Source organism: Pontibacter akesuensis (genome assembly GCF_001611675.1).
Lineage (GTDB): Bacteria > Bacteroidota > Bacteroidia > Cytophagales > Hymenobacteraceae > Pontibacter > Pontibacter akesuensis.
Map to the genome: position 1 here is coordinate 2,730,106 of NZ_CP014766.1, position 19,896 is coordinate 2,750,001.

Genomic DNA, 19,896 nt, shown 5'->3' on the forward strand with positions numbered 1-19,896 from the left:
TCTCAGGTGGAGAACTGGAACCACTTGTTGTGGTAATGCACCGCAACGCGGATAGGACCGTAGCCGTCTTTGATACAGTCTGTTCTTACGTAGCGGTTAATCTCCTAGTTATTTTACTTACTAAGCTTATTCAGTAGCAGCAGTACCATCAGAGTCTTTTTTAAGATCTTTAGCTTTTAAAATTTTTGATTGTTCGTCCAGTAACTTTTTACCTATAGCTTCCATATCCATATCTGGCTGGCCCTGTCTTGAATAATAATAAGAAAATCGGGCAGTTATATCTTTCATAAATGATGATGCCACACTGGCAAGAATTCTGTAGACAGGTTTTTCCTTAATAGAAAAGGAATGTAAATCTTGAAAGTCAATAAAGTAGCCATCAAAAGATAAGTATGGAGGTAAAAAATGATACCTATTAACCGTATTCTTAATATGCTTTTTAAATTCGCCTCTGATAATACTTGAAGATGCAGAACTTATTTCGTTAAAATCGTTCTTTTCGTCCTTTAACCTATTCCATTTAATCAATTTTGCTGCTATAAAATTACTAGCATTTCTTACCATAAGAGGATCATTTTCATCCTTCCTTTTGTGATTCTTATGTAAGACCATATCACAAGCTGGTGTCAGCACTATATATTTTTCTGTTTCTATCTCTATTATATCACCTGTGAACAAATTATCATTGATGGCTGGATATATGTAGAATTCAGAAGGATCATGTATTTCATGTTCTCCTGTATCTGTCCTGTAAAGAGTCTCAACAAGATGAAAGATAGTGTATCTTAGTAGAATTTTTTCATAATCCTTTTCTTCTCTTAAAGCAGAATTATCCTGCCAATAATCCATTGTGTGTATCAAATGATTCCAGAATAAGGAAGCTAAATAGCTTTCAACTTTGCCTTTGCCTCCAAGTACATTTGTTATACCAGTCTGGAAAATTTTAACTATTTCTTTTAATAGCTCGATGAACTCAATCCCATCGCGAGCATGGATCTTAAAGAAATAATTTTGCTCAAATTCTTCTCCATTTATTAAACCTGGATTACCTGAGTAAACAAAAACAGGGAAGCGTAACTTACCAACTATTTTTCTTAAGATGTCTACGCCATCAGCATTATCCTCGGTTCCTCCGGTTTTCAGTATTATGTCAACAATAGCAGCGTCATAATTATGGTGAACAAGTAATTTTTCTGCTTCTACTAAATCTTTGGCTCTTTCTGGTTTTATTGTAACTCCGGTTTCTCTGTTGAAAGCTTTAATAGTTTGTTCATATAGCCTGTAATTCTTGTCTTCATCTTCAACAATGAGTAGATCAATTTGTCTCATTACTTGTTTTTTATCTGAAAGTGTACACCTTTTTTACTGTATAATGCTTCTAAAGAATAGTTATTCCTGTTCATCGCTTCTCCTGCAATTGCTAAGCCTAGACCTGATCCATCTGGTTTTGTCGTGAAACCTGGTTCAAAGATAGCACCGCTTTCAATAAACTTTTCCTCTATCCCGGGGCCATTATCGGTTAGATCTATGAGTATATTTTCAAACTGCTCAGATACATCAATTTTAATCTCTTTTTCCGTAACAGAGTTGGAGATAAGCCAATGTATACTGTTTTCAAGAAGGTTAGTGAACACGATATAAAAATCATCCTTCCATGCTAAAAGCTCAATAGACTGATCACAATTAACCAAAACTGAAATGTTATTTTCTTTTATTTGGCTGTTGAAGATTTTAAGAACTGAGTTGATGAGAGAAAGTAAGTTAAACTTAGCTTTGTTTTCTCTTCTCTTTGAAGCTAATGGATCAATTTTTGAAAATAAGTCAGCTAAAATTTTAGAGTTTTGATTAACTTCTTTCAGCTCCTGTTGTAGCTCATCTAATATTTGAGGATCAAATTTCTCTCTCAGTTCGTCAGACCATGAAGACATTAAATAGCCAACATTCCGAAAGTAACTAACAGGCTTTCTGCCCTCATGCAGTACTACATTGATGATTTTTCCTAAAGTCGCTTGCCCTTGATAGATGGCAATAGTATTTCTAAGTAGTGAAGCAGTTTTTTGGTTCTCTTCTTCCTTCTTCCTGATGATCTGGCCAATGCGTGTTCTGCTTTCCTGCTTGATACCAGATATATCGAGTTCTTTATCTACTTCTAACCTTAAAAGAGACAAGTCAGCAAAAGACTCTAAGGCTTCTTCGACGTTATTTTTATTTCTGCCTTTACCTGTTTTGTATCTGTAGTAGTATCTCCTCGATTCCAGCTCTGATAATACAGAGTTAACAACATCAATTAAGCCATGATAATATTTGTTTTCTCGAAGGCCATCTCTGGCGCTCTTTTCTTCTAAATGAGAAATTTCTTCAGGTTCTACACTAATGAACCCGATAACCTGATCGCTACCAATTCTTAAAGAAGGGTTCTGAACTCTACGTTTATCTAATAAAAGCCAGTCATAACCAGCATCACCATGTGGCCTTATTCTGAACCCTTTTCTATAGATGCCAATGCCACTGTATTGACTCAAGAGGTGCCTAGCTTCTCTTCTGCCTAAAGGCTGATTAGTTGTAGGGTTCTTAAGTCCTCTATCAATAAGGTTTTGAATTGCTTCTGGTTCTCTGTCAAATACTCTAAGGTCAAGAGAAACAGGCCCGCAATAGGCATTGTAAGGCTGAATGTTGATTTTAAAATTGAGCGACTCGTCTGGTACCCCCAGCGTTGAATCATTTTCAAATATTAAAGTTGCATCCCCTGTCGCAGAAATATTTCCTGAAATTCTGTAATCATATAGTTTAACTAGAGGATAAGGTTCTATTTTGATTTCAATATTTTCGTACTCAGGGACGATGAAATCTTTAAACTTTACTGTGATATCAAATTTTTCGTGTTTCTCAAATTTCTCAATAGGAGAAATTAATTTCTTAAGTTCTCCTATAAGTTTCTCTATTTCTGTTCTATTCCAGACATATAGTTGATCAGAGGTGCCAATAATTTCAAGGAAGGTACCTTGGTCTCTGCTTGAGTTGAAGCTTTCTATTAGAACAGGTACATCTGATAAAAATTTATTCTTCAGGAACTCATTCCACAAGATAACCAATGTTGTTCTCTCTCCGCTTGTAGTTACCGTGTCTAACAGTAGCTCATCCCCAAGCATTGATACAGCATATCTTCCAATTCCTTTGCGCCCTTGAAAGTGGCGTCCATTAGGACTGGTTTTCCTTATTTCCTTATCATTGGTAGAAGGGACCATCCACTTTTCAGTCACTGTTTCATAGCTCATCCCGTGCCCATCATCAGAAACCATAATTTTAAGCTTCTTTTTATCGGGTTCGTCTGGCTTCTGTTCGGGATCGGGAAAAGCTGAGAAGGAAATTATTACGTTATTAGCATCTGCATCATAAGAGTTTTTAACTAACTCAATTAGTGCGGCATAAACATCTTTTATTAGGTCACGCCCAATAGTTAATATATGTCTTCCAGCAGGACGTATATTGTATATTCCATCCTTAATCTTCTGTTCTGTTGCTTCCATTTGGTTCTAATAATTCACGGATACCGGCAGCAATGGCATCGGCCATCAAAGGTGGTACAGCGTTACCAATTTGTTTGAATCCTGAGGTTCGGGAACCTTCAAAGAAGTAATCATCAGGGAATGACTGAAGCCTAGCAGCCTCTCTTATGGATAAGGACCTTAACTGATTTATATCCGGATGGATGTAGTAATGGCCATCTTTAGCTATATGAGCTACTACTGTCTGAGAAGTAGGAATGTCTTGTGCAACCACTTTAAAACGATCTGCAAAGGAGACTTTGTTCTTGTGAAAAGAAAGCTGCTCTGGAATATCAGTATAGCGTAGTCTTTGTTGATAGTTATTCCACAGCTCAATAGCTAAACGATATATTTCCAAGTCCTCGTTTCTATGAGGTCTAGTTATATGTTGTGTGAGTACGGGGCAGCCATTTCGGATATTAGTTTGTGTCAGATACTGAGTAACTGGCTTGGTATATGGTCCAGTGTAACTTTCACCAGGAGCTAACGCTGGTAAATCTTGCAGCAGATCCGATACCTGATAAAACTGAACAGTCTGCCAAAGTTTAGGATAATGCAATGGCTGAAGTCCTTCACGTCTCCAACCTATTATAATTAGACGCTTACGGTTTTGAAGAACACCGAAATTAGAGGCATTTTGTTCTTTTATTTCGAAATCATATCCAGACTTATCAATAATCCTCTCGATGTTCTGCAGCATGATACCATTGCCAGCAGTTAACAGCCCCTTCACATTTTCAAAAACAAAAACTTTAGGTTGATATCTGCGCAGAAACTGTGCATAATACTTGTACAGGTAATTACGCGGATCCCCCTTCATTTTGTCTTTGCTGCGGGAGCGTCCGATAACGGAATATGCTTGGCAAGGAGGGCCTCCGATGATTGCGTCTACTTCTCGATTTTCTTCTGGAAGTTGAGCTATGCGTGCATCAATGCTATTAAATATACCGCCAATGGTATCTTCTCCTATAGCTTCGTTTATAACAGAAAGTATTTCTTCTTCAGGTAAATGAGCATAAAGTTCATCTCGTGTAATTTCCTGACGAAGGTAAGAATAATAAATATCGAGATTGTTTTGCTCCTTAAGATGATAGTAAGCCAGCCTGGTTTTAAGGGTAAAACAGGCATCAGTATCCATCTCCACATGGGCTATGGGATTGAATCCGTTGCGGATAAAGCCTTCTGATAAGCCTCCGGCACCGGCAAAAAGGTCAATGTAATTCATTGGCGCGAGTTACCTATTTTACGCCTAATTTAATGTATTCTGAAACAGTATTTACAGTATTCTGTAATATGTTTTTTTTGAGTTCGCACTCCCAAACTGTTAATACTCTCCAACCCAGTTCCTTGAGAGCTATAACAGCTTTTGCATCACGTTCTACATTACCAGATATCTTATTTTGCCACCACTCAGTACGAGTTTTTGGGATAACAAAGTAACGGCAACCTTCATGACCATGCCAGAAGCATCCATGTACAAAAATTACTGTGCGGTACTTTGGGAGCACGATATCAGGTTTGCCAATAAGCTTCTTGTCATGGATTCTGTACCGGAAGCCTCTTTTGAAGAGTTCTTTTCGCAGCAAAACTTCTGGCTTAGTGTTCTTGCCTTTGATTCGGGACATATTATAGCTCCGAATTTCTTTGGAATGAACATCAGCCATAATTTTAAGTGATAATTAGTGCATTTTCAATTAACTTTCTGAGGAAGCTACCTCGGTATTCTCGTGCAGTTTGTTCATTCACAGCTTCTCTAGCAAAAACAAAATATTGTGTTTGATCAGCAGTGATTTTCTCGTCTGCTCTGTTATCAAATGTTTTCTTAGATCTATAAACCTTGCTGGCATTATCTAAATCTTCGAGTTCAGATTTTAGGATCTTAGGATCAATAGAGGATAAGTCATAATTATAAAGTTCTACGATCAAAGTAAAAAGATTAGCTTTGTTAAACCAGTAAGACCTTTTTCCTAGGTTTAGGGAGTCAATAAATTTTAAAACCTTCAGTAGATTGACTTCCAGCTCCCCGGCACCTGTAAACTCTTCATTAAATTTTTCAATATAATCCTGTACCCTATCATTTCTCTTAAAATATGCACCTTCTATCAGAGTCACAATAAGAGTCATAACATACTGCAGTGCAAGCATTCGGTTTACATAAGTGTCAGAAAAAACAGAGTACTTTTCATAGAAGAAGTCTAAGAAGTAACTCCTGTTTTCGGGATCAACTTCATAATTGACAAAAAAAAGATTCCTATCCACTTTTTTCTCAATAAGTTGTTTTGCAAAGTAGATAAAGTCGCTATCTCCCCATTTAGCATTCAATCTCTCTGTGTCATTCAGCGCATAATCAGTACTGTTTATGCGCTGAAAAATTTCTGTAATTTGTTCACTGCTAGCATTTTTTAAATACCTGATGGAAACTTCATAATTTAGGAAGCCGGTTTTTTCTTCAGGAGTTAGTTCTTTAAAGGGTATAACCGGAGATTCTGGTAAAGCAAAGACATCTACACCTTCTATATAATGCTCTATTGTTGTACATCTTTGCTGGCCATCAACTATTAAATCAACAGATTGCATTTTCTCTATATCAATACTGCCTTGAGCAATATAAACTTCTGGAAATGGATAGTTTAATCTGATTGTATCGATAAACTTATATTTATGTGGTTTTTTCCACACTAGCTTTCGTTGAAAATAAGGGGAGGGGTTCAACTCACCTTTTTTAATTTTGTTGTACAGCTCAATGATTTTCCAATTATTTGCTGGGATACTAGCATCCAGTTTTTTTGTCATAATGTAGATGTTTCCTTTTTATGGCTTATTTCATTAAGATTGTCGGTATGATAATTCATAAAATAAAACCAGTTCTTGTATATAGCAATAGTTACTTTTCTGTCAACTAGTTTTGTTGTTTCCTTTTTAAAGGCTTCAAAGCTCTTCAAATTAGAAATCTCAAACCCCCTTGGCTTAAAGTCTGGCCTGAACCATCCCTTAGAAAAGTATTCAAAGTATCTATAGTTTACAGGCACATTAAACTTTCCTTCCCTATAGTATTCGTTTGAATCCCACTGATCCTTTAAAGAGTTAGTGTACTTAAAAACATTTCTTCCAACTCCTTCAAAAAGCTCTTCGCATATAACTGCAACATCAATATCTGATTTGTCTTTCCATTGGCGCGTCATGCGGAATTTAGTATCAAAATGGTGGAACAGCTTTTTAGGGCTAATACTAAATCCTAGCTTTGCAGAACCAACAATAATAACTTCATGAATATAGACATCAAGATAATCAGCAACTAATTGTCTAAGTTTATATTCTTTTTCCTCGTCCTTTAGTATATGTGTAAAGTAGTGGCATCTTCCATCTACTATGTGTTTTTGAAATAACTGCTCTTGGGTTAGCCTCGCACTAGTGATATCTTGTTTAAAAATATTGATTTTATCTTCGGTGGTCATTGGACTTCTATGTGAACAGTATTTTTTTTCAGCTTTTTCTCGCCCTTAGCAGCTCAATTTTTCTCAACTTCAGCGACTTAATTTGGCAAAGCTAACTTTCACCGACTGGCACAGTTCCAAAAGGTACTGGAACTCCATATTGGACTCTGAACTTGTTGAAGCTGCATATCATAAACTAAAATATCATAAGAAATGGGATTCACTTAGTCTTTACACTCCGTTTATTCCTAATATATAAAGTACCTAAAGGTAAGGTAAACCACAAAGAAAAGTTTATATCAAAATCAACTATACTTATGTTCACCTCTATTCGCCTCTATAAGACCTTGTATACTTGTATGAAGAGACTTTTATGAGGAACTGAGTATTAGTAGTCAGACGAAATTGCTTTAACATAATTTGTACAAAAAATTATGACGCCTCTGATAGTTTCAACAACTAGAAGCAGCTTTATTAAGCTTGAAGCTAAGGGAAGCTTCTAGTTTTAAGTCCTGAAGTATGCAAATTGTATGCAAACAAAAAAAGCCACTCAACGATTTTACTCGTAAGTGGCTGATTTTTAAGTGGTCGCGAAGGGAGTCGAACCCCTAACCTTCTGATTCGTAGTCAGATGCTCTATCCAGTTGAGCTACGTGACCCTGTTATTATGATGCAAAGTAAAGGCCTTTTTCCGTTATACGCAAGGGCTGCCTAAAAATTTTCACCATTTTTAGCCGCTGCTTTGCGCAGGGCGCGCTTTAAAGCCCTGTCGAACAGGAAGTAAAGCCCCCCGATAGAAATGATAATCAGCGCAATTAAAAGGATCTGGCCACCGCGCCCGCTGTCGGGGTTTTGGATCACCTGCACCACGTCGGCCGCCTGGGAGCCCACCCAGTAGAAGAAAAGCGTGCGCGGCAACATGCCGAGCATGCTGGCCAGGATAAACTTGCGCCGGTTTATCTGCAGCAGCGAGAGCACGAAGTTCATCAGGGCGAAGGGCAGCACCGGCGAAATGCGTGTGAGGACGATGAGGCTCCAGCTTTCGCCGCGCAACTCCTGCATCAGGGCGCGCGCCTTGTCGAAGCGGTTCAGAAAACTCATCATTTTGCCCTGGTCTATGATTTGGGCGAGGCTGTAGCCGATGAGGGCGGCAATGCCGTAGGAGATCACGATGCCCGGAAAGGCAACCCAGCCCAGGTAAAAGCCGCTCACCAGCGCCACGAAAGTGGTGGGCGTCAGGGCAAAGGCCATCGTTACCGATATCACCGCAAAGTATAGCAGCATCTCCCACACCGAAAGGTCCTGCAGCAGCCCCTCGTAATTGTAAAGCACCACCGCGATGGTGGAGCTCACCACCACCGGCACGACCACCAGCAGCAGCATCGAGATAAAAGTAGAGGCATTTTCACGTATAAAACTTCGCAGCAGCGGTATCTTCATGTAGTGCGTATGTTGGGTGTTGTCTGTTGATAGACGAAAGACAAAGGACAAAAGATTTTAGCGGCTTTAAAAGCACGGCGCGTAATCTGCGGAAAGCATGCCTGGAGCGCCTCTTATACTTTGGCCGGATTTTTTAACTTGCAACAATCGCTTCGCCCGCTGCTAAGTAAGCTAAGTCAAAAAGCTAAGTCAAAACGAAGTCAACAGGCGATCAACCACTAATCAAACGCATAAAACCACTATGAATTTCGGAACAAAGGCTATACATGCTGGCGTGGAGCCAGACCCAAGCACAGGCGCCATTATGACGCCCATCTACCAGACATCCACCTACGTGCAGCGCTCACCAGGCGACCACAAGGGCTACGAGTACTCGCGCACGCACAACCCCACCCGCACACAGCTGCAGAACGCCCTGGCGGCGCTGGAAAACGGTACCCACGGCCTGGCCTTCGCCTCTGGTATGGCTGCGGTAGATGCCATTATTAAAATGCTGAAGCCGGGCGACGAGGTGATCTCCACCAACGACCTGTACGGAGGCAGCTACCGCATCTTCACCAAGATATTCCAGAACTACGGCCTCAGGTTCCACTTCACCAACATGCAGGATGTGCGCAATGTGGAGAAGCTGATCAACGAAAACACGAAGATGATCTGGGTGGAAACGCCCACAAACCCGCTCCTCAACATCATCGACATTGAAGCCTACGGCGAGCTTTGCAAGGAGCACAACCTGCTGCTGGTAGCCGACAATACCTTTGCCACACCGTACCTGCAAACGCCGCTCGACCTGGGCGCCGACATTGTGATGCACTCGCTGACCAAGTACATGGGCGGCCACTCAGATGTGGTGATGGGCGCAATTGTGGTGAAGGACGATGCGCTGCGCGACAGGCTGGCCTTTATCCAGAACGCCTGCGGTGCCATCCCGGGGCCACAGGATTGCTTCCTGGTGCTGCGCGGCCTGAAAACGCTGCACCTGCGCATGGAACGCCATTGCCAGAACGGCCGCAAAGTAGCCGAGTACCTGAAGGGGCACGCCAAAGTAAGCAAAGTATACTGGCCTGGCTTTGCCGAGCACCCGAACCACGAGGTAGCGCAAAAGCAGATGCGCGATTTCGGCGGTATGGTGTCGTTTGAGCTGAAAGGCGATAACGTGGACGATGCCATGCGCCTGCTGGAGAACCTGAAGCTGTTCGCCCTGGCTGAGTCGTTGGGAGGCGTAGAGTCGCTTTGTGGCCACCCAGCCACCATGACGCACGCCAGCATTCCGCGCGAAGACCGCATGCTGACTGGCCTAAGCGATACCCTGATCCGCCTAAGTGTGGGGGTGGAAGACGCCGAAGACCTAATCGCTGACCTGGAAAGTGCTATCGGGTAATTAGACGCAAGACATAAGTATCAAGACGCAAGACTTTTTATACTTGATTTTTATACTTAAAACCGCCGCCTGCTTCAACAGGCGGCGGTTTTTTGCTGGTTTATACTTTGCTCCAAGCTAAGAGCCTGTATTTCGCGTATCTTAACGAACAAAGGGAGAAGTCTTGTGTCTTGCTACGTGATACGTATGTCGATTTTGAAAAAAACTGTGTCAGAAAAAAACATACTATACAAAGAGCGGCAACGGTTCAGGCAGTTTTGGCTTTGGGCGGTGGTGCTGGCGGTGGCGTCCATCTTCTGGCTGGGCCTGGTGTACCAGGTGCTGTTGGGGGGCGCGTTTGGCAGCAGGCCGGTGTCTGATGTATCGGTGGTAGTGCTTTTTGTGCTGGTAGGCCTGGGGCTGCCGCTTTTCTTCTACGGCATGCGCCTCACCACCGAAGTGGAACCCGGAGAATTGCGCCTGCGGTTCTGGCCCTTCCACCTGAAGCCAGTCGAGATCCCGTTGCACCTGGTCCGGGAGTATGAGCTGATCACTTACAACCCTATTATGGAGTACGGTGGCTGGGGCATCCGCTGGAGCGCCAGGGGCAAAGCCTACAACATGTCGGGCAACGAGGGCGTGAAGCTATACTTCTACAACAGCAAGCCGCTGCTCATCGGCTCACAACGGGCAGCCGAGCTGTTCAGAGCCATCGGGGAGGCCAAGCAGCAGCAAGTATAGTCGGGTTACCGTTAGTTCCTTAAACAGCACCTAATACCAATCGAATGTTAAAAGCAGTAGTGTTCTTGTCTGTAGTCGCCGTTATCGCTTACTTTCTGTTCTACCCGTGGCTCAAAAACAGGGTCAACCGAAAGCGGATCTTCAGGTGGTTTATTGCGATCTATATCATCGCCATAGTTGCCTCCACCCTTAATGCCTACTTCCTCAACTAACGCAACCGGCGTATAGGCAAGTAAGCGAAATGCTGGAATACATCGCAATAAAAAACCGCCGGTGCCCTTTTAGCCACCGGCGGTTCTGTACCATAGCAATGTTAAACTATGCTTAGGCTTTGATGCCCAGGATTTTGTAGATTTCTGTGAAGTCCGGTGTCAGGATGATCTCTGTGCGGCGGTTCTTTGCTTTCGCAGCAGCAGAACGGCCTGTGTCTACCGGCATGTAGTAAGAGCGGCCAGCCGGTGTTACGCGGTCAGGAGACAAGCCCTTCTCGGTCATCATACGTGTGATCTCAGTTGCGCGAAGCACACTCAGGTCCCAGTTATCCTGCAGGTACTTCATGCCGCCAGATACACTAACGTCATCTGTGTGGCCTTCTACCATCACACCCACCTGCTGGTTTTTCTGCAGCACCTGCACCAACTGGTCGATGGCTTTTTTGCCGCCTGGGTTTACTTTCGTGCTTCCTGTCGGGAACAACAGCTTGTCAGACATCGACACGTACACTTTGCCGTCCTTCACAGCTACGCTTAGGTCGCCTTGGTTAAAGCCCTGCAGCGCAGCGTTTACTTCATTCTTCAGGTTGTCCAGAATTTTTTGCTGCTCGTTCATGGCGCGCTCCATTTCGGCAAGCTTCTGCTCGCGGTCTTTCAGGGAAGTGGAAAGCTCGTCTACCTTAGACTTAGAGGCAGCCAGTTCGCGCTCCTGCGCATCTTTGCTTGCCTGCAGGTCTTCGTATTTCTTGGAAGATACGCAAGAGAACATCATGGTGGAGCCGAGGGCCAGCGCCAGGGAGGCTTTGAAGAAATTGGATTTCATGGAAAAGTAGTTAATTGTTGTTTGGTTAATGTTTAAGATTATTGGTTGCGATAATGGTAACGGATAGAGTTGCAAGTTACTAAAACAATATAAAACCTAATAGTATACCCTCTGTTTCTGTCCCAGAACGGCGAGTCGCCTCTATATATTATAAAATAACTATATTTTTTTATTCAAGCTTTGCCTGCACCCGCTCATCAGGTGTATCCGCTACGCGGGGGCGCCTGAAACCCTCCTTCTGGCGCTACACATGGCTATAAGTACCTTTATAAACCCTGTAAAGGCGAAGACTTGGTTGAAGCATTTTGATGCAATAACAGTGCCACAAAATATTATAGTATGTCTATTATTAGATGTAATAATCAGGAAAAAAGCTGATGGAACGGATATTTGCGGCACGGGCTTTAGCAGTCGCGCGTAAGAGCCAGTATGTAAGGTAATTGACAGGTGAGAAGGAAAAGCAGGGCAGGGCCTTTATTGGACCCAGAACACCAGGTAAACAAAAGTATAAAGGGCCGCAACAGGCTTCGCCAAAGCCTTTACCACGGGTGAAATGTTAAGCAAGCTCCACGAAGGCAGGGGGCCTGATACCAGATGCTTGCCCACTTTACGATGAAAATGGCTAACTTTAAACTAACTACTGTTACACATTAATCAACGCATACATGAAAAAGAGCCTATACTTCCTGTTTCTCTTTCTGCTGGTCGGCTTCGCGTCCCTGGCGCAAGGCAAGCCGGACTACAGTAAAATTACGCTGGCCATACACGGTGGCGCAGGCACTATTACGCGCGAGAACATGACACCCGAAAAAGAGAAGGCCTACCGGGAAAAGCTGAACGAGGCACTGCAGGTGGGCTACGATGTGCTGAAGAAAGGCGGCACAAGTATGGATGCCGTGGAAGCGACCATCCATGTGATGGAGAACTCGCCGCTCTTTAATGCCGGGAAGGGCGCAGTGTTTACCAACGAGGGCAAAAACGAGATGGATGCCGCCATGATGGACGGGGAAACGCTGCAGGCAGGCGCTGTAGCCAGTGTTACGACAATAAAAAATCCGATCTCAGCGGCACGCGCCGTGATGGAAAAATCGCCGCACGTGATGATGATTGGCGATGGGGCAGAGGCGTTCGCCAAAACCCAGGGCATCGAACTGGTGGACCCGTCTTACTTTCACACCGAAACACGCTACAACCAGCTGCAGCAAATCATCGACAAGGAAAAGACGCAGCTCGACCACGACGGCGGCTCCAGCAGCAACGAGAACATCTTTACCGAGGGCAACAAATTCGGAACGGTGGGCTGCGTGGCGCTGGATGCCTACGGTAACCTGGCGGCCGGCACCTCCACGGGCGGCATGACCAACAAGCGCTTCGGGCGTGTGGGCGACGCGCCCATCATCGGGGCTGGCACCTACGCCGATAACAACACCTGCGCCGTGTCGGCCACCGGCCATGGCGAGTATTTTATCCGCAACGTGGTGGCCTACGACATTGCGGCCCTGATGAAGTATAAAAACCTGTCGGTGAAGAAGGCGGCCGAGGAGGTGGTGATGAAAAAGCTGGTGGATCGTGGCGGTGAGGGTGGCGTGATCGCCCTCGACAAAAACGGAAACGTGGCCATGCCGTTCAATTCGGCGGGCATGTATCGGGGCTACATCAAAAACGGCAAACCAGTGGTGGCCATCTACAGAGATTGATTCGGATCAGAACAATTAAAAAAGGGAGGCAAGTATAGCACTTGCCTCCCTTTCTGCTTTTATGGAAGGATAAATTTACGAAGTATGAATCCACTCCCAGGCCTGTGAGCGCTCGCTGAAGTCAAAGTAACGTACATCGGCGGTGGTGAACGGCTTGGCAACAGTTACGAGCCAATCCAGCCATTTCTGGTTGCCCACAATGGCTACACGGCTGAAGTCGTTGGCGTGCTTCAGGTCGAAGGTTACTTCATCGCGCAGTGCCTGCAGGCTGTATTCCTGCACATCCTGCACCTCGGCGTATACTTTTACCTTGCCGTGCGCCTGTATGCGCTCTTGCAGCAGGGGCAGCATGATATCGTAGTCCTGCTTGTCTACATGGGCCGAGATCCGGAATGCCACCAGGTCTCCCTTCGATTCTTCAAGTATTTGCAGCATGGTACTGGTCTGTTTGATGCGTATACTTTGCCTACGGGATGAGCGCCCAGTGCGTTTTCAGTGCGGCGGCTACTCCAGCCGCTTCAGTTCGTTCAGCAACACTTCGTTTGTGGTTTTCTCGGTGCCGTCGGCAAAGCGTATTTTGTAAGGCTCGCCCGTCATACCCGATTTCGACGCCAGTTCGTTTACGAAGCCCCGGGCCGTGCGAATCTTCTCCCGGTGCTTTTCCCACTTGGCCTCCAGGTGCGCGGCGGCGGCCTTGGGAGCATGCTCGCTGCCGTTGCGCACAAAGGTGGCGCCCTCCATTTTAGAGATCAGCTGAATCAGGTGCTCCACCTTTTGCTCCTCGGTATACTTCGCGGCAGTGGTTTTAACGGCCGTAACAGCGGTTGTCTGTGCAGCAGCGGGAGTGGCCACTCCTGCCCCGGCACCAAGTATAAATCCAAGCAGCACATAGCTCTGTAGCTTTGTTTTCATATTATCTGTATGATTATAGCGTTATTATTAGCAAATTACTGCACTTATGTTTCATCTTTAACGTTAATGGGGCGCTGCCGGGTTGAAGGCAGCCACAGGCCAAAAACGTAGTTCACTTTATGAGGAAAATTCTAGCGCTGGCATTTCTGCTGCTGTGCCAGCAAACGGTATGGGCGCAACGCAACATCGAAACCCGCCTTGGCTATAGTTACAACGATGATTTTCAGTTTTCGGATGAATGGCAGTACCTCTCTACTGATATTTATCTTTTTAACGGCAACCGTTTCACGCGGGTGCTCAACGAGCTGGAAACCGGCAAGCACAAACCCAAGAAGAAGTATGGCAACGTGCTGGAGTACCTGCTCATCACGGCGCAGCTCAAAAACATGAAGCTCTTCGGCAACGACGACATCGTGTACCCACTCTACAACTTTTACATCGACCAGGATAAGGATGATTATAAAACCCAGGTAAGCGACCACCAGGAAGTGGTGCGCATCATCGATAAAATGCCCCTGGCCACCAACACCAACATCGATGCCATTATCAACGCAAAGGCTATCACAAACGGGCAGAGCAGCGAGGTGTTCAGCCTGGTGGCTAACCAGCTCACCAACATCTCCAAGCTCACCACGCCCACCGGGGCAGTACTGGCGCTGGTGGGGGAGTTTGGCAACCTGCTTAATGCCCGCACCACCAAGCGCGAGTATAAATTCAGCTCCACCATCCGGCTCTACGAGGGCGAGGACTTTGATACGCGCCTGCACTCGGTGCGCGTGTACGTGTTTGTGCCGGGCGATGTGAAAAAGGTGGACATTAAAACCGTGAAACTGGCGGATTACCTGCAAAAGAACCCGAACAGGCTCGACCGCCGCCAGCTGGAGGAGGCGACTGGCTACAAAGACTATCCGTTTATGGTAGTGGCCAATTACAAATCGCTCTACAAAACGGATGTGCTGACAGGCGACGAGGTGACGCTGGATTTGATTGAGAAGCGCAAGCTAAAGATACAGGCCGCCTACGACCAGAAGCTGATCAACGATGAGACGTTCCGGCAGGAGAAGCTGTACGTGGAGTTTCTCCGCATTTTCGGCGATATGAAGCAGAACCTGAACACCTACCGCCTGAACTACCGCAACAACAGCCCTGAAATCAACGCCAAGAACCTCTTTGCCATCATACAAGAGTACAAGCGGCTGAAAGGCACCTTTGATGCCCGGGAGCGGGAGTTTAAGGGCAGCAGCGGCTACCAGCATATTTTCAAGCCAGAATACGAGGCCATACTTGCCAACGCGGATTTATACCTGGAGGCAGACCATAACCTGAAAAACGGAAAGCTGCTGGTGAAAACGCTCCGCGACCTGGAGAACGAGCCAAAGGCATGGGACACACCAGAGGAGCGGGAAGCCGCTCTGACACGGTTGTATGCGGTGGAGTTGCCAAATGCCGAGTTCCTGTCGGCTTCGGTGGAGGGAGAGGCCATTCTGAAGCTGATCAAAAAACTCGAGGAGCAGCAGTACAACGAGGTGTTCGCGAAGGAGGTGCGCCAGCTAAGCGAAACAGAGGCCGCTGACGAAACCCTGCCGCTGCGCAACGCCCTGCTCGAAAAGGGTACCTCCAGCAAGTGCCAGTCGTGCCGCGAGAAAGTACGCGAGGCCATCACCGATTACAACAAGCGCTACGACAGCTACAAGCTAAAGCAGGCGCTGCGCAACAAAGAAGGCCTGAACCAGGCGGCGGAAACCACGGTGTTCACGTACCTGAAGCGCCAGCTTTGCATCGAGAACAACCTGCAGACCGTATCGGCCACCACCAATGAGGTGCTGGACCAGTACATCAGTCGCATGTATGAGAAGAACCGGGAGTTCGGCAAATCCATCAAGAACCTGGATACGCTGAACAAGATGGAGCTGACCGAAGTGCGTTTGGGCAAAGTGCAGGAGTACAATGCCCGCCTGAAACAGCTGATGGAGGAGGTGCAGTACAACTATGAGCTCCTGTACACTTTGGACAAAAACCTCTGCAACTGCGGCGATGCCGGCTAGGCAGCGGGCATAACCCTGCCCGAACCGCTCTCGTTTCGAGAGTATGGAAGAGGCTACTGACACCATTAACCTTATTTTCGGCATCCACGACCAGACCCTAACCTGGTGGCAGATGTCTTTCAGAGCCGTGGGGGTATTCTTCGCGGCTCTTGCCATTATGCGCATCGGCAGCCACCGCATCTTCGGCAAAAACACGGCCTTCGACATTGTACTGGGCATTATCTACGGCTCTATACTTAGCCGCGCCATTACGGGCAATGCGCCTTTCTGGCCCACGCTGGCGGCGGCGCTTACCCTTGTGATGCTCCACAAACTCCTGGCCATGCTGGCTTTCAGCACAAACATAGGCTTTGGCAACCTGATCAAGGGTCGGGCAACGGTGCTGGTAAAGGATGGAGAGTTACAGTGGGGCGCCATGCGCGATAACAGCGTTACAGAAAACGATATTCTCGAGGCTCTCAGAAGCGCTGGCCACAAACCCGACATCAGCAGCATCCAGACGGCCTACCTGGAGCGCAGCGGCAATATCAGTATTATCTGTGAAAGCAATTGAGGGTGAGGGAGTTGGAATACTAAGGGAAGCGCAGTATATAAAAAGTGTATTTTTTACTTTTTGCAGATATACTTGTAACTTTGCTTTATGAAACGCATCTGCCTGCTGCTTTTACTCGCGCTGTTCTGCCTGCAAGGGCACGCACAGAAAACCACACGCTTAAAAGAAGTGGTGGTGAAGCCCAGTGTGAAAAAAGTTGTGCTTGGCACCCGGCAGCAAAAAGCAGATTATGGCTTTGGCGGCAGCAAAGAATACCCGCTTTTCCAGACGGGCTACTACATCCCGGCCGAAGGCGTGGCAGGCTTTATTGACCGCATCGGGCTGTACATCTACCACAAGCACACCTTCCTGGAGTTCATAAGCCCGGCGAAGGAAGTGTTGCTCTACCTCTATCTGCCTGACTCTACCGGCATGCCCGGCAAGCCTCTTTTGCCTGAGCCCCTCCTGATCAAACCAAAGAAAAATACCTACTGGCATTGGGTGGACGTGGCTCAGTACAACCTGCCGTTGCCGGACAAAGGCATTTTCGCCGCCGTGGGTTGGGCCAAACCTACCAAAGGTGATACCGGCCCCTTAGTGGGCATGAGCAACGAGTGCAAGGACTGCCCCTTCTACATCTACCGCTTCATGACCGAGGACAATACCTGGCGCAGGGTGGAGGTCAGCAGCCAATCTCAGAAAGAAGAGGAGGCCTTCCGGCAAGGGCTGATGGTGCGGCTGGAGGTAGCCATGAAAGAGAAGTAGCAGTTTTGAGCTAAATTAGTTAGACTAAGTTAGCCTGGGTATTCTTCTACCACTGTTAACCCACCCCTAGCCCCGGCGAGGAGGGGAGTTTATCCCTCCCCGGCCCTCTCCTAAAAACAGGAGAGGGAGTTTGGCTTGATGGCTCTTCCATCAGGATCACTTCTGATGACAAGGTGGAAGAAAGTAGATCGAAGAAACACTAGTTATAGCGTCAGCAGAAGTATAAACACCCCTATGGTCCCCTCAAGGGGACAGTCATACTTGTTGCATAGCTACAGCTTTGTGATTTGAACCGTTTCCAGTCCTTGGGTTGAGCGCCTTGTGGATGTTGCGGTGCCCGTAAGGGCAGCCCGCAGCGGAGCGAGGAGCAGCTTCAGGCACACAGCGCGATGCCCGAGGACGGGGCCTCCCGGCCGTGAGGGCTCCAAAGTTTAAGGTGAAATGATAAGTAATTGGGAGCTGGAGGATGAACAGTAGCTAGAAAGGATAGCTTGTCTCAAGTTGCAGAAGACGGCGGCTATGGAAGTATGGCCGCCGCTAAGCAGATATGGCTTTTCAAGCCAGTTGAGTTACAAACTCAACATCATGGTAGACGCAAGTCTGTAGGCTTGCGCTAGTGCACAAAAACGAAAAGGTCCCGCTGCAACATGCAGCGGGACCTTTTACAAATATTTTTTTAACCAGCTTACGCCATCTGAGCATCAAGCTTCTGAGACAGGATGTTCTTTGGAACAGCACCTACCTGCTTATCTACCACTTCACCGTTCTTGAAAACCAGCAGCGTCGGGATGCTGCGGATTCCGAACTTGGCAGAAGTCTGCGGGTTTGCGTCCACGTCCACCTTGCCGATAACGGCTTTGCCTTCGTACTCGCCAGCCAGTTCCTCTACAATCGGGCCTACCATGCGGCACGGGCCGCACCACTCTGCCCAAAAGTCTACCAATACTGGTTTATCTGAATTGATGATCTCATCAAAATTTGAATCTGTAATTTCTATCGCTTTGTTAGCCATAACATTAAGAGTTTGTTGTGTTGATTTCTATCTTTTAAATATAGTAACATTCGGACGTACGGCAAATTTACCGCCAAAAGCCCCCGCCTGACAAGCTGTCGTGCTGCGCGCGGGCTGCTGTTTTCCTGTCCCCCTTTATACTTACGGGATTAACCGTTCAGGGGTCTATATTGTTTGTATAAACAAATGTTGTAAATAAAAGTTTCAGATGCAAGGGAAGGTGATAAAAAGGCAAACATAACTGGTGAAAGGAAATTTGAACTCTTGAAGCTAAAGTTAAGCGAACGTACTCTTTTTGTAAGGCAGCGCACTAATCCAGAAGAAGTAGCTGCATCGTAGGTAGGTTAGTTTTAAACAATAAAATTAAGCTATGAAAAAACTACTTTCATTAAGTATCCTGTTCGCATCAGCCCTCACGCTGATTTCCTGTGAGAAAGACGATGATTTCGAACTACCGGGTGTAAACACGACAACAGCCTATGTATCCAGCAACACCAGTGGCATGGTGACGATGCTGAAAGTGAAAGACCTGCTGGGCATAGCAGTGGAGCAGAAGAATATCGCCTCCATGGATGCCGATGGTATCTACTACAACGAAAGCCGGGACGAGATCATTCTGGCATCCAGAACTACCAACAGAGTGGAGATTTATCAGAAAAAAGGAAACGGCGCGCTGGAGATCAAAACAACCAGCACACCTGACTTCACAAACCCGCGTGAAATTGCCGTGAGTGGCAACATGATTGTGGTGGTGCAGGACGGAGACCCAGCCATCAACAACAATATGAACCGCCTGCATGTGTATGAGCGTACGCCAAGCGGAGTTCGCTACCGCAATGTGTACGACGTTGATTTTAATTTGTGGGGCATTCACGCCGACGGTAACACACTGTATGCCGTGGTGGATAATACGGGAGATATTGTTTCTTTCGAGAACTTCTTCGCCAACAAAAGCGGCATGATACAGCCAAGCAAGCGTGTTACCATCGAAGGACTGGTGAGAACACATGGCATCACGCACTCCAGCGAAGACAATAAAATGATATTAACGGATATTGGTGATGCAGCCTCAGCTACCGACGGTGCTCTTGTGGTGATTAGTAACTTCAGTTCGGTGTTCGGTAGTACGGCAAACGGCGGAATGATTGGGACAGCAAATCAGATAAGAATATCGGGTGCCAATACTATGCTAGGTAACCCTGTGGATGTAGGATACGATGCGGAGTCGGAGCATATTTATGTAGCCGAACGAGCAAACGGGGGCGGCAAGGTGCTGCTGTTTGAAATGCCTAAAACCAATGGCAATCCAGCGCCGGAGTATTCCACTGGCGTGGCGGGAGCTTCTTCTGTTTATGTAAAAGATTAGTGTAACATAGCA

18 protein-coding genes, 1 tRNA gene and 1 pseudogene are annotated in these 19,896 nt (G+C 46.2%); 8 read left to right on the top strand and 12 right to left on the bottom strand.

Going from position 1 to position 19,896, the window contains the following annotated elements:
• Positions 1-126: 126 nt before the first annotated feature.
• The 8 genes from A0W33_RS11650 to A0W33_RS11685 form a co-directional block, all read right to left on the bottom strand.
• A complete protein-coding gene (locus A0W33_RS11650) occupies positions 127-1,329 on the bottom strand; it encodes a response regulator (protein ID WP_068838296.1) in 1,203 nt (400 codons plus the stop codon).
• On the bottom strand, positions 1,329-3,527 hold the full coding sequence (locus A0W33_RS11655) for a sensor histidine kinase (RefSeq protein WP_068838297.1): 2,199 nt from the start codon (positions 3,525-3,527) through the stop codon (positions 1,329-1,331). Before A0W33_RS11655 ends, A0W33_RS11650 begins: the two co-directional genes overlap by 1 nt.
• Complete coding sequence (locus A0W33_RS11660) at positions 3,502-4,770, bottom strand: DNA cytosine methyltransferase (protein ID WP_068838298.1); 1,269 nt, start codon at positions 4,768-4,770, stop codon at positions 3,502-3,504. Before A0W33_RS11660 ends, A0W33_RS11655 begins: the two co-directional genes overlap by 26 nt.
• 13 nt (positions 4,771-4,783) lie before the next feature.
• Complete coding sequence (locus A0W33_RS11665; RefSeq protein WP_068838299.1) at positions 4,784-5,209, bottom strand: very short patch repair endonuclease; 426 nt, start codon at positions 5,207-5,209, stop codon at positions 4,784-4,786.
• Positions 5,210-5,213: 4 nt separating this feature from the next.
• Positions 5,214-6,338 carry a DUF262 domain-containing protein gene (locus A0W33_RS11670; protein ID WP_068838300.1) on the bottom strand — a complete coding sequence of 375 codons (1,125 nt, stop codon included), beginning with the start codon at positions 6,336-6,338 and terminating at the stop codon, positions 5,214-5,216.
• Positions 6,335-7,000 (bottom strand): hypothetical protein, encoded by a 666-nt coding sequence (locus A0W33_RS11675; protein ID WP_068838301.1) that lies wholly within the window; start codon positions 6,998-7,000, stop codon positions 6,335-6,337. The genes A0W33_RS11670 and A0W33_RS11675 overlap by 4 nt, the downstream gene beginning before the upstream one ends.
• A gap of 564 nt (positions 7,001-7,564) precedes the next feature.
• A tRNA-Arg gene (locus A0W33_RS11680) sits at positions 7,565-7,638 on the bottom strand.
• A gap of 52 nt (positions 7,639-7,690) precedes the next feature.
• Positions 7,691-8,419 carry a TVP38/TMEM64 family protein gene (locus A0W33_RS11685; RefSeq protein WP_068838302.1) on the bottom strand — a complete coding sequence of 243 codons (729 nt, stop codon included), beginning with the start codon at positions 8,417-8,419 and terminating at the stop codon, positions 7,691-7,693.
• 229 nt (positions 8,420-8,648) lie between these two features.
• On the opposite strand from A0W33_RS11685, the pseudogene A0W33_RS11690 reads away from it, so the two are divergent.
• The 3 genes and pseudogenes from A0W33_RS11690 to A0W33_RS20930 all read left to right on the top strand — a co-directional run.
• Positions 8,649-9,800 (top strand): annotated as a pseudogene (locus A0W33_RS11690) (cystathionine gamma-synthase); the annotation flags it as partial.
• Positions 9,801-10,007: 207 nt separating this feature from the next.
• Positions 10,008-10,520 carry a DUF6141 family protein gene (locus tag A0W33_RS11695; protein WP_082815376.1) on the top strand — a complete coding sequence of 171 codons (513 nt, stop codon included), beginning with the start codon at positions 10,008-10,010 and terminating at the stop codon, positions 10,518-10,520.
• Positions 10,521-10,564: 44 nt separating this feature from the next.
• Entirely contained in the window at positions 10,565-10,732 is a 168-nt protein-coding gene (locus A0W33_RS20930) for a hypothetical protein (RefSeq protein WP_157578030.1), read from the top strand.
• A 112-nt stretch (positions 10,733-10,844) separates the two neighbouring features.
• Here A0W33_RS20930 and A0W33_RS11700 read toward each other — a convergent pair whose 3' ends face one another.
• Positions 10,845-11,555, bottom strand: coding sequence for an OmpA/MotB family protein (locus tag A0W33_RS11700; protein WP_068838305.1), 711 nt, complete (start codon positions 11,553-11,555; stop codon positions 10,845-10,847).
• A 665-nt stretch (positions 11,556-12,220) separates the two neighbouring features.
• Between A0W33_RS11700 and A0W33_RS11705 the strand changes: the two genes are divergently transcribed.
• A complete protein-coding gene (locus tag A0W33_RS11705) occupies positions 12,221-13,252 on the top strand; it encodes an isoaspartyl peptidase/L-asparaginase family protein (RefSeq protein ID WP_068838306.1) in 1,032 nt (343 codons plus the stop codon).
• Between the two features lie 75 nt (positions 13,253-13,327).
• Here the strand turns inward: A0W33_RS11705 and A0W33_RS11710 are convergent, their stop codons facing one another.
• Together A0W33_RS11710 and A0W33_RS11715 are read right to left on the bottom strand one after the other, a co-directional pair.
• Positions 13,328-13,687, bottom strand: coding sequence for a SpoIIAA family protein (locus A0W33_RS11710; RefSeq protein ID WP_068838307.1), 360 nt, complete (start codon positions 13,685-13,687; stop codon positions 13,328-13,330).
• 69 nt (positions 13,688-13,756) lie between these two features.
• Complete coding sequence (locus A0W33_RS11715) at positions 13,757-14,164, bottom strand: DUF5329 family protein (RefSeq protein WP_082815213.1); 408 nt, start codon at positions 14,162-14,164, stop codon at positions 13,757-13,759.
• A gap of 119 nt (positions 14,165-14,283) precedes the next feature.
• Between A0W33_RS11715 and A0W33_RS11720 the strand changes: the two genes are divergently transcribed.
• From A0W33_RS11720 to A0W33_RS11730, 3 genes are all read left to right on the top strand, one after another.
• The gene (locus A0W33_RS11720) at positions 14,284-16,209 is read left to right on the top strand and encodes a hypothetical protein (protein ID WP_068838308.1); all 1,926 of its coding nucleotides are present in this window, start codon (positions 14,284-14,286) and stop codon (positions 16,207-16,209) included.
• 43 nt (positions 16,210-16,252) lie between these two features.
• Complete coding sequence (locus A0W33_RS11725; RefSeq protein ID WP_068838309.1) at positions 16,253-16,762, top strand: DUF421 domain-containing protein; 510 nt, start codon at positions 16,253-16,255, stop codon at positions 16,760-16,762.
• 87 nt (positions 16,763-16,849) lie between these two features.
• Complete coding sequence (locus tag A0W33_RS11730) at positions 16,850-17,506, top strand: hypothetical protein (RefSeq protein WP_068838310.1); 657 nt, start codon at positions 16,850-16,852, stop codon at positions 17,504-17,506.
• Positions 17,507-18,191: 685 nt separating this feature from the next.
• On the opposite strand, the gene trxA is transcribed toward A0W33_RS11730, so the two are convergent.
• Positions 18,192-18,518 (bottom strand): thioredoxin, encoded by a 327-nt coding sequence (trxA, locus tag A0W33_RS11735; RefSeq protein ID WP_068838311.1) that lies wholly within the window; start codon positions 18,516-18,518, stop codon positions 18,192-18,194.
• A gap of 370 nt (positions 18,519-18,888) precedes the next feature.
• On the opposite strand from trxA, the gene A0W33_RS11740 reads away from it, so the two are divergent.
• Positions 18,889-19,884 (top strand): hypothetical protein, encoded by a 996-nt coding sequence (locus A0W33_RS11740; RefSeq protein ID WP_068838312.1) that lies wholly within the window; start codon positions 18,889-18,891, stop codon positions 19,882-19,884.
• Positions 19,885-19,896 lie beyond the last annotated feature (12 nt).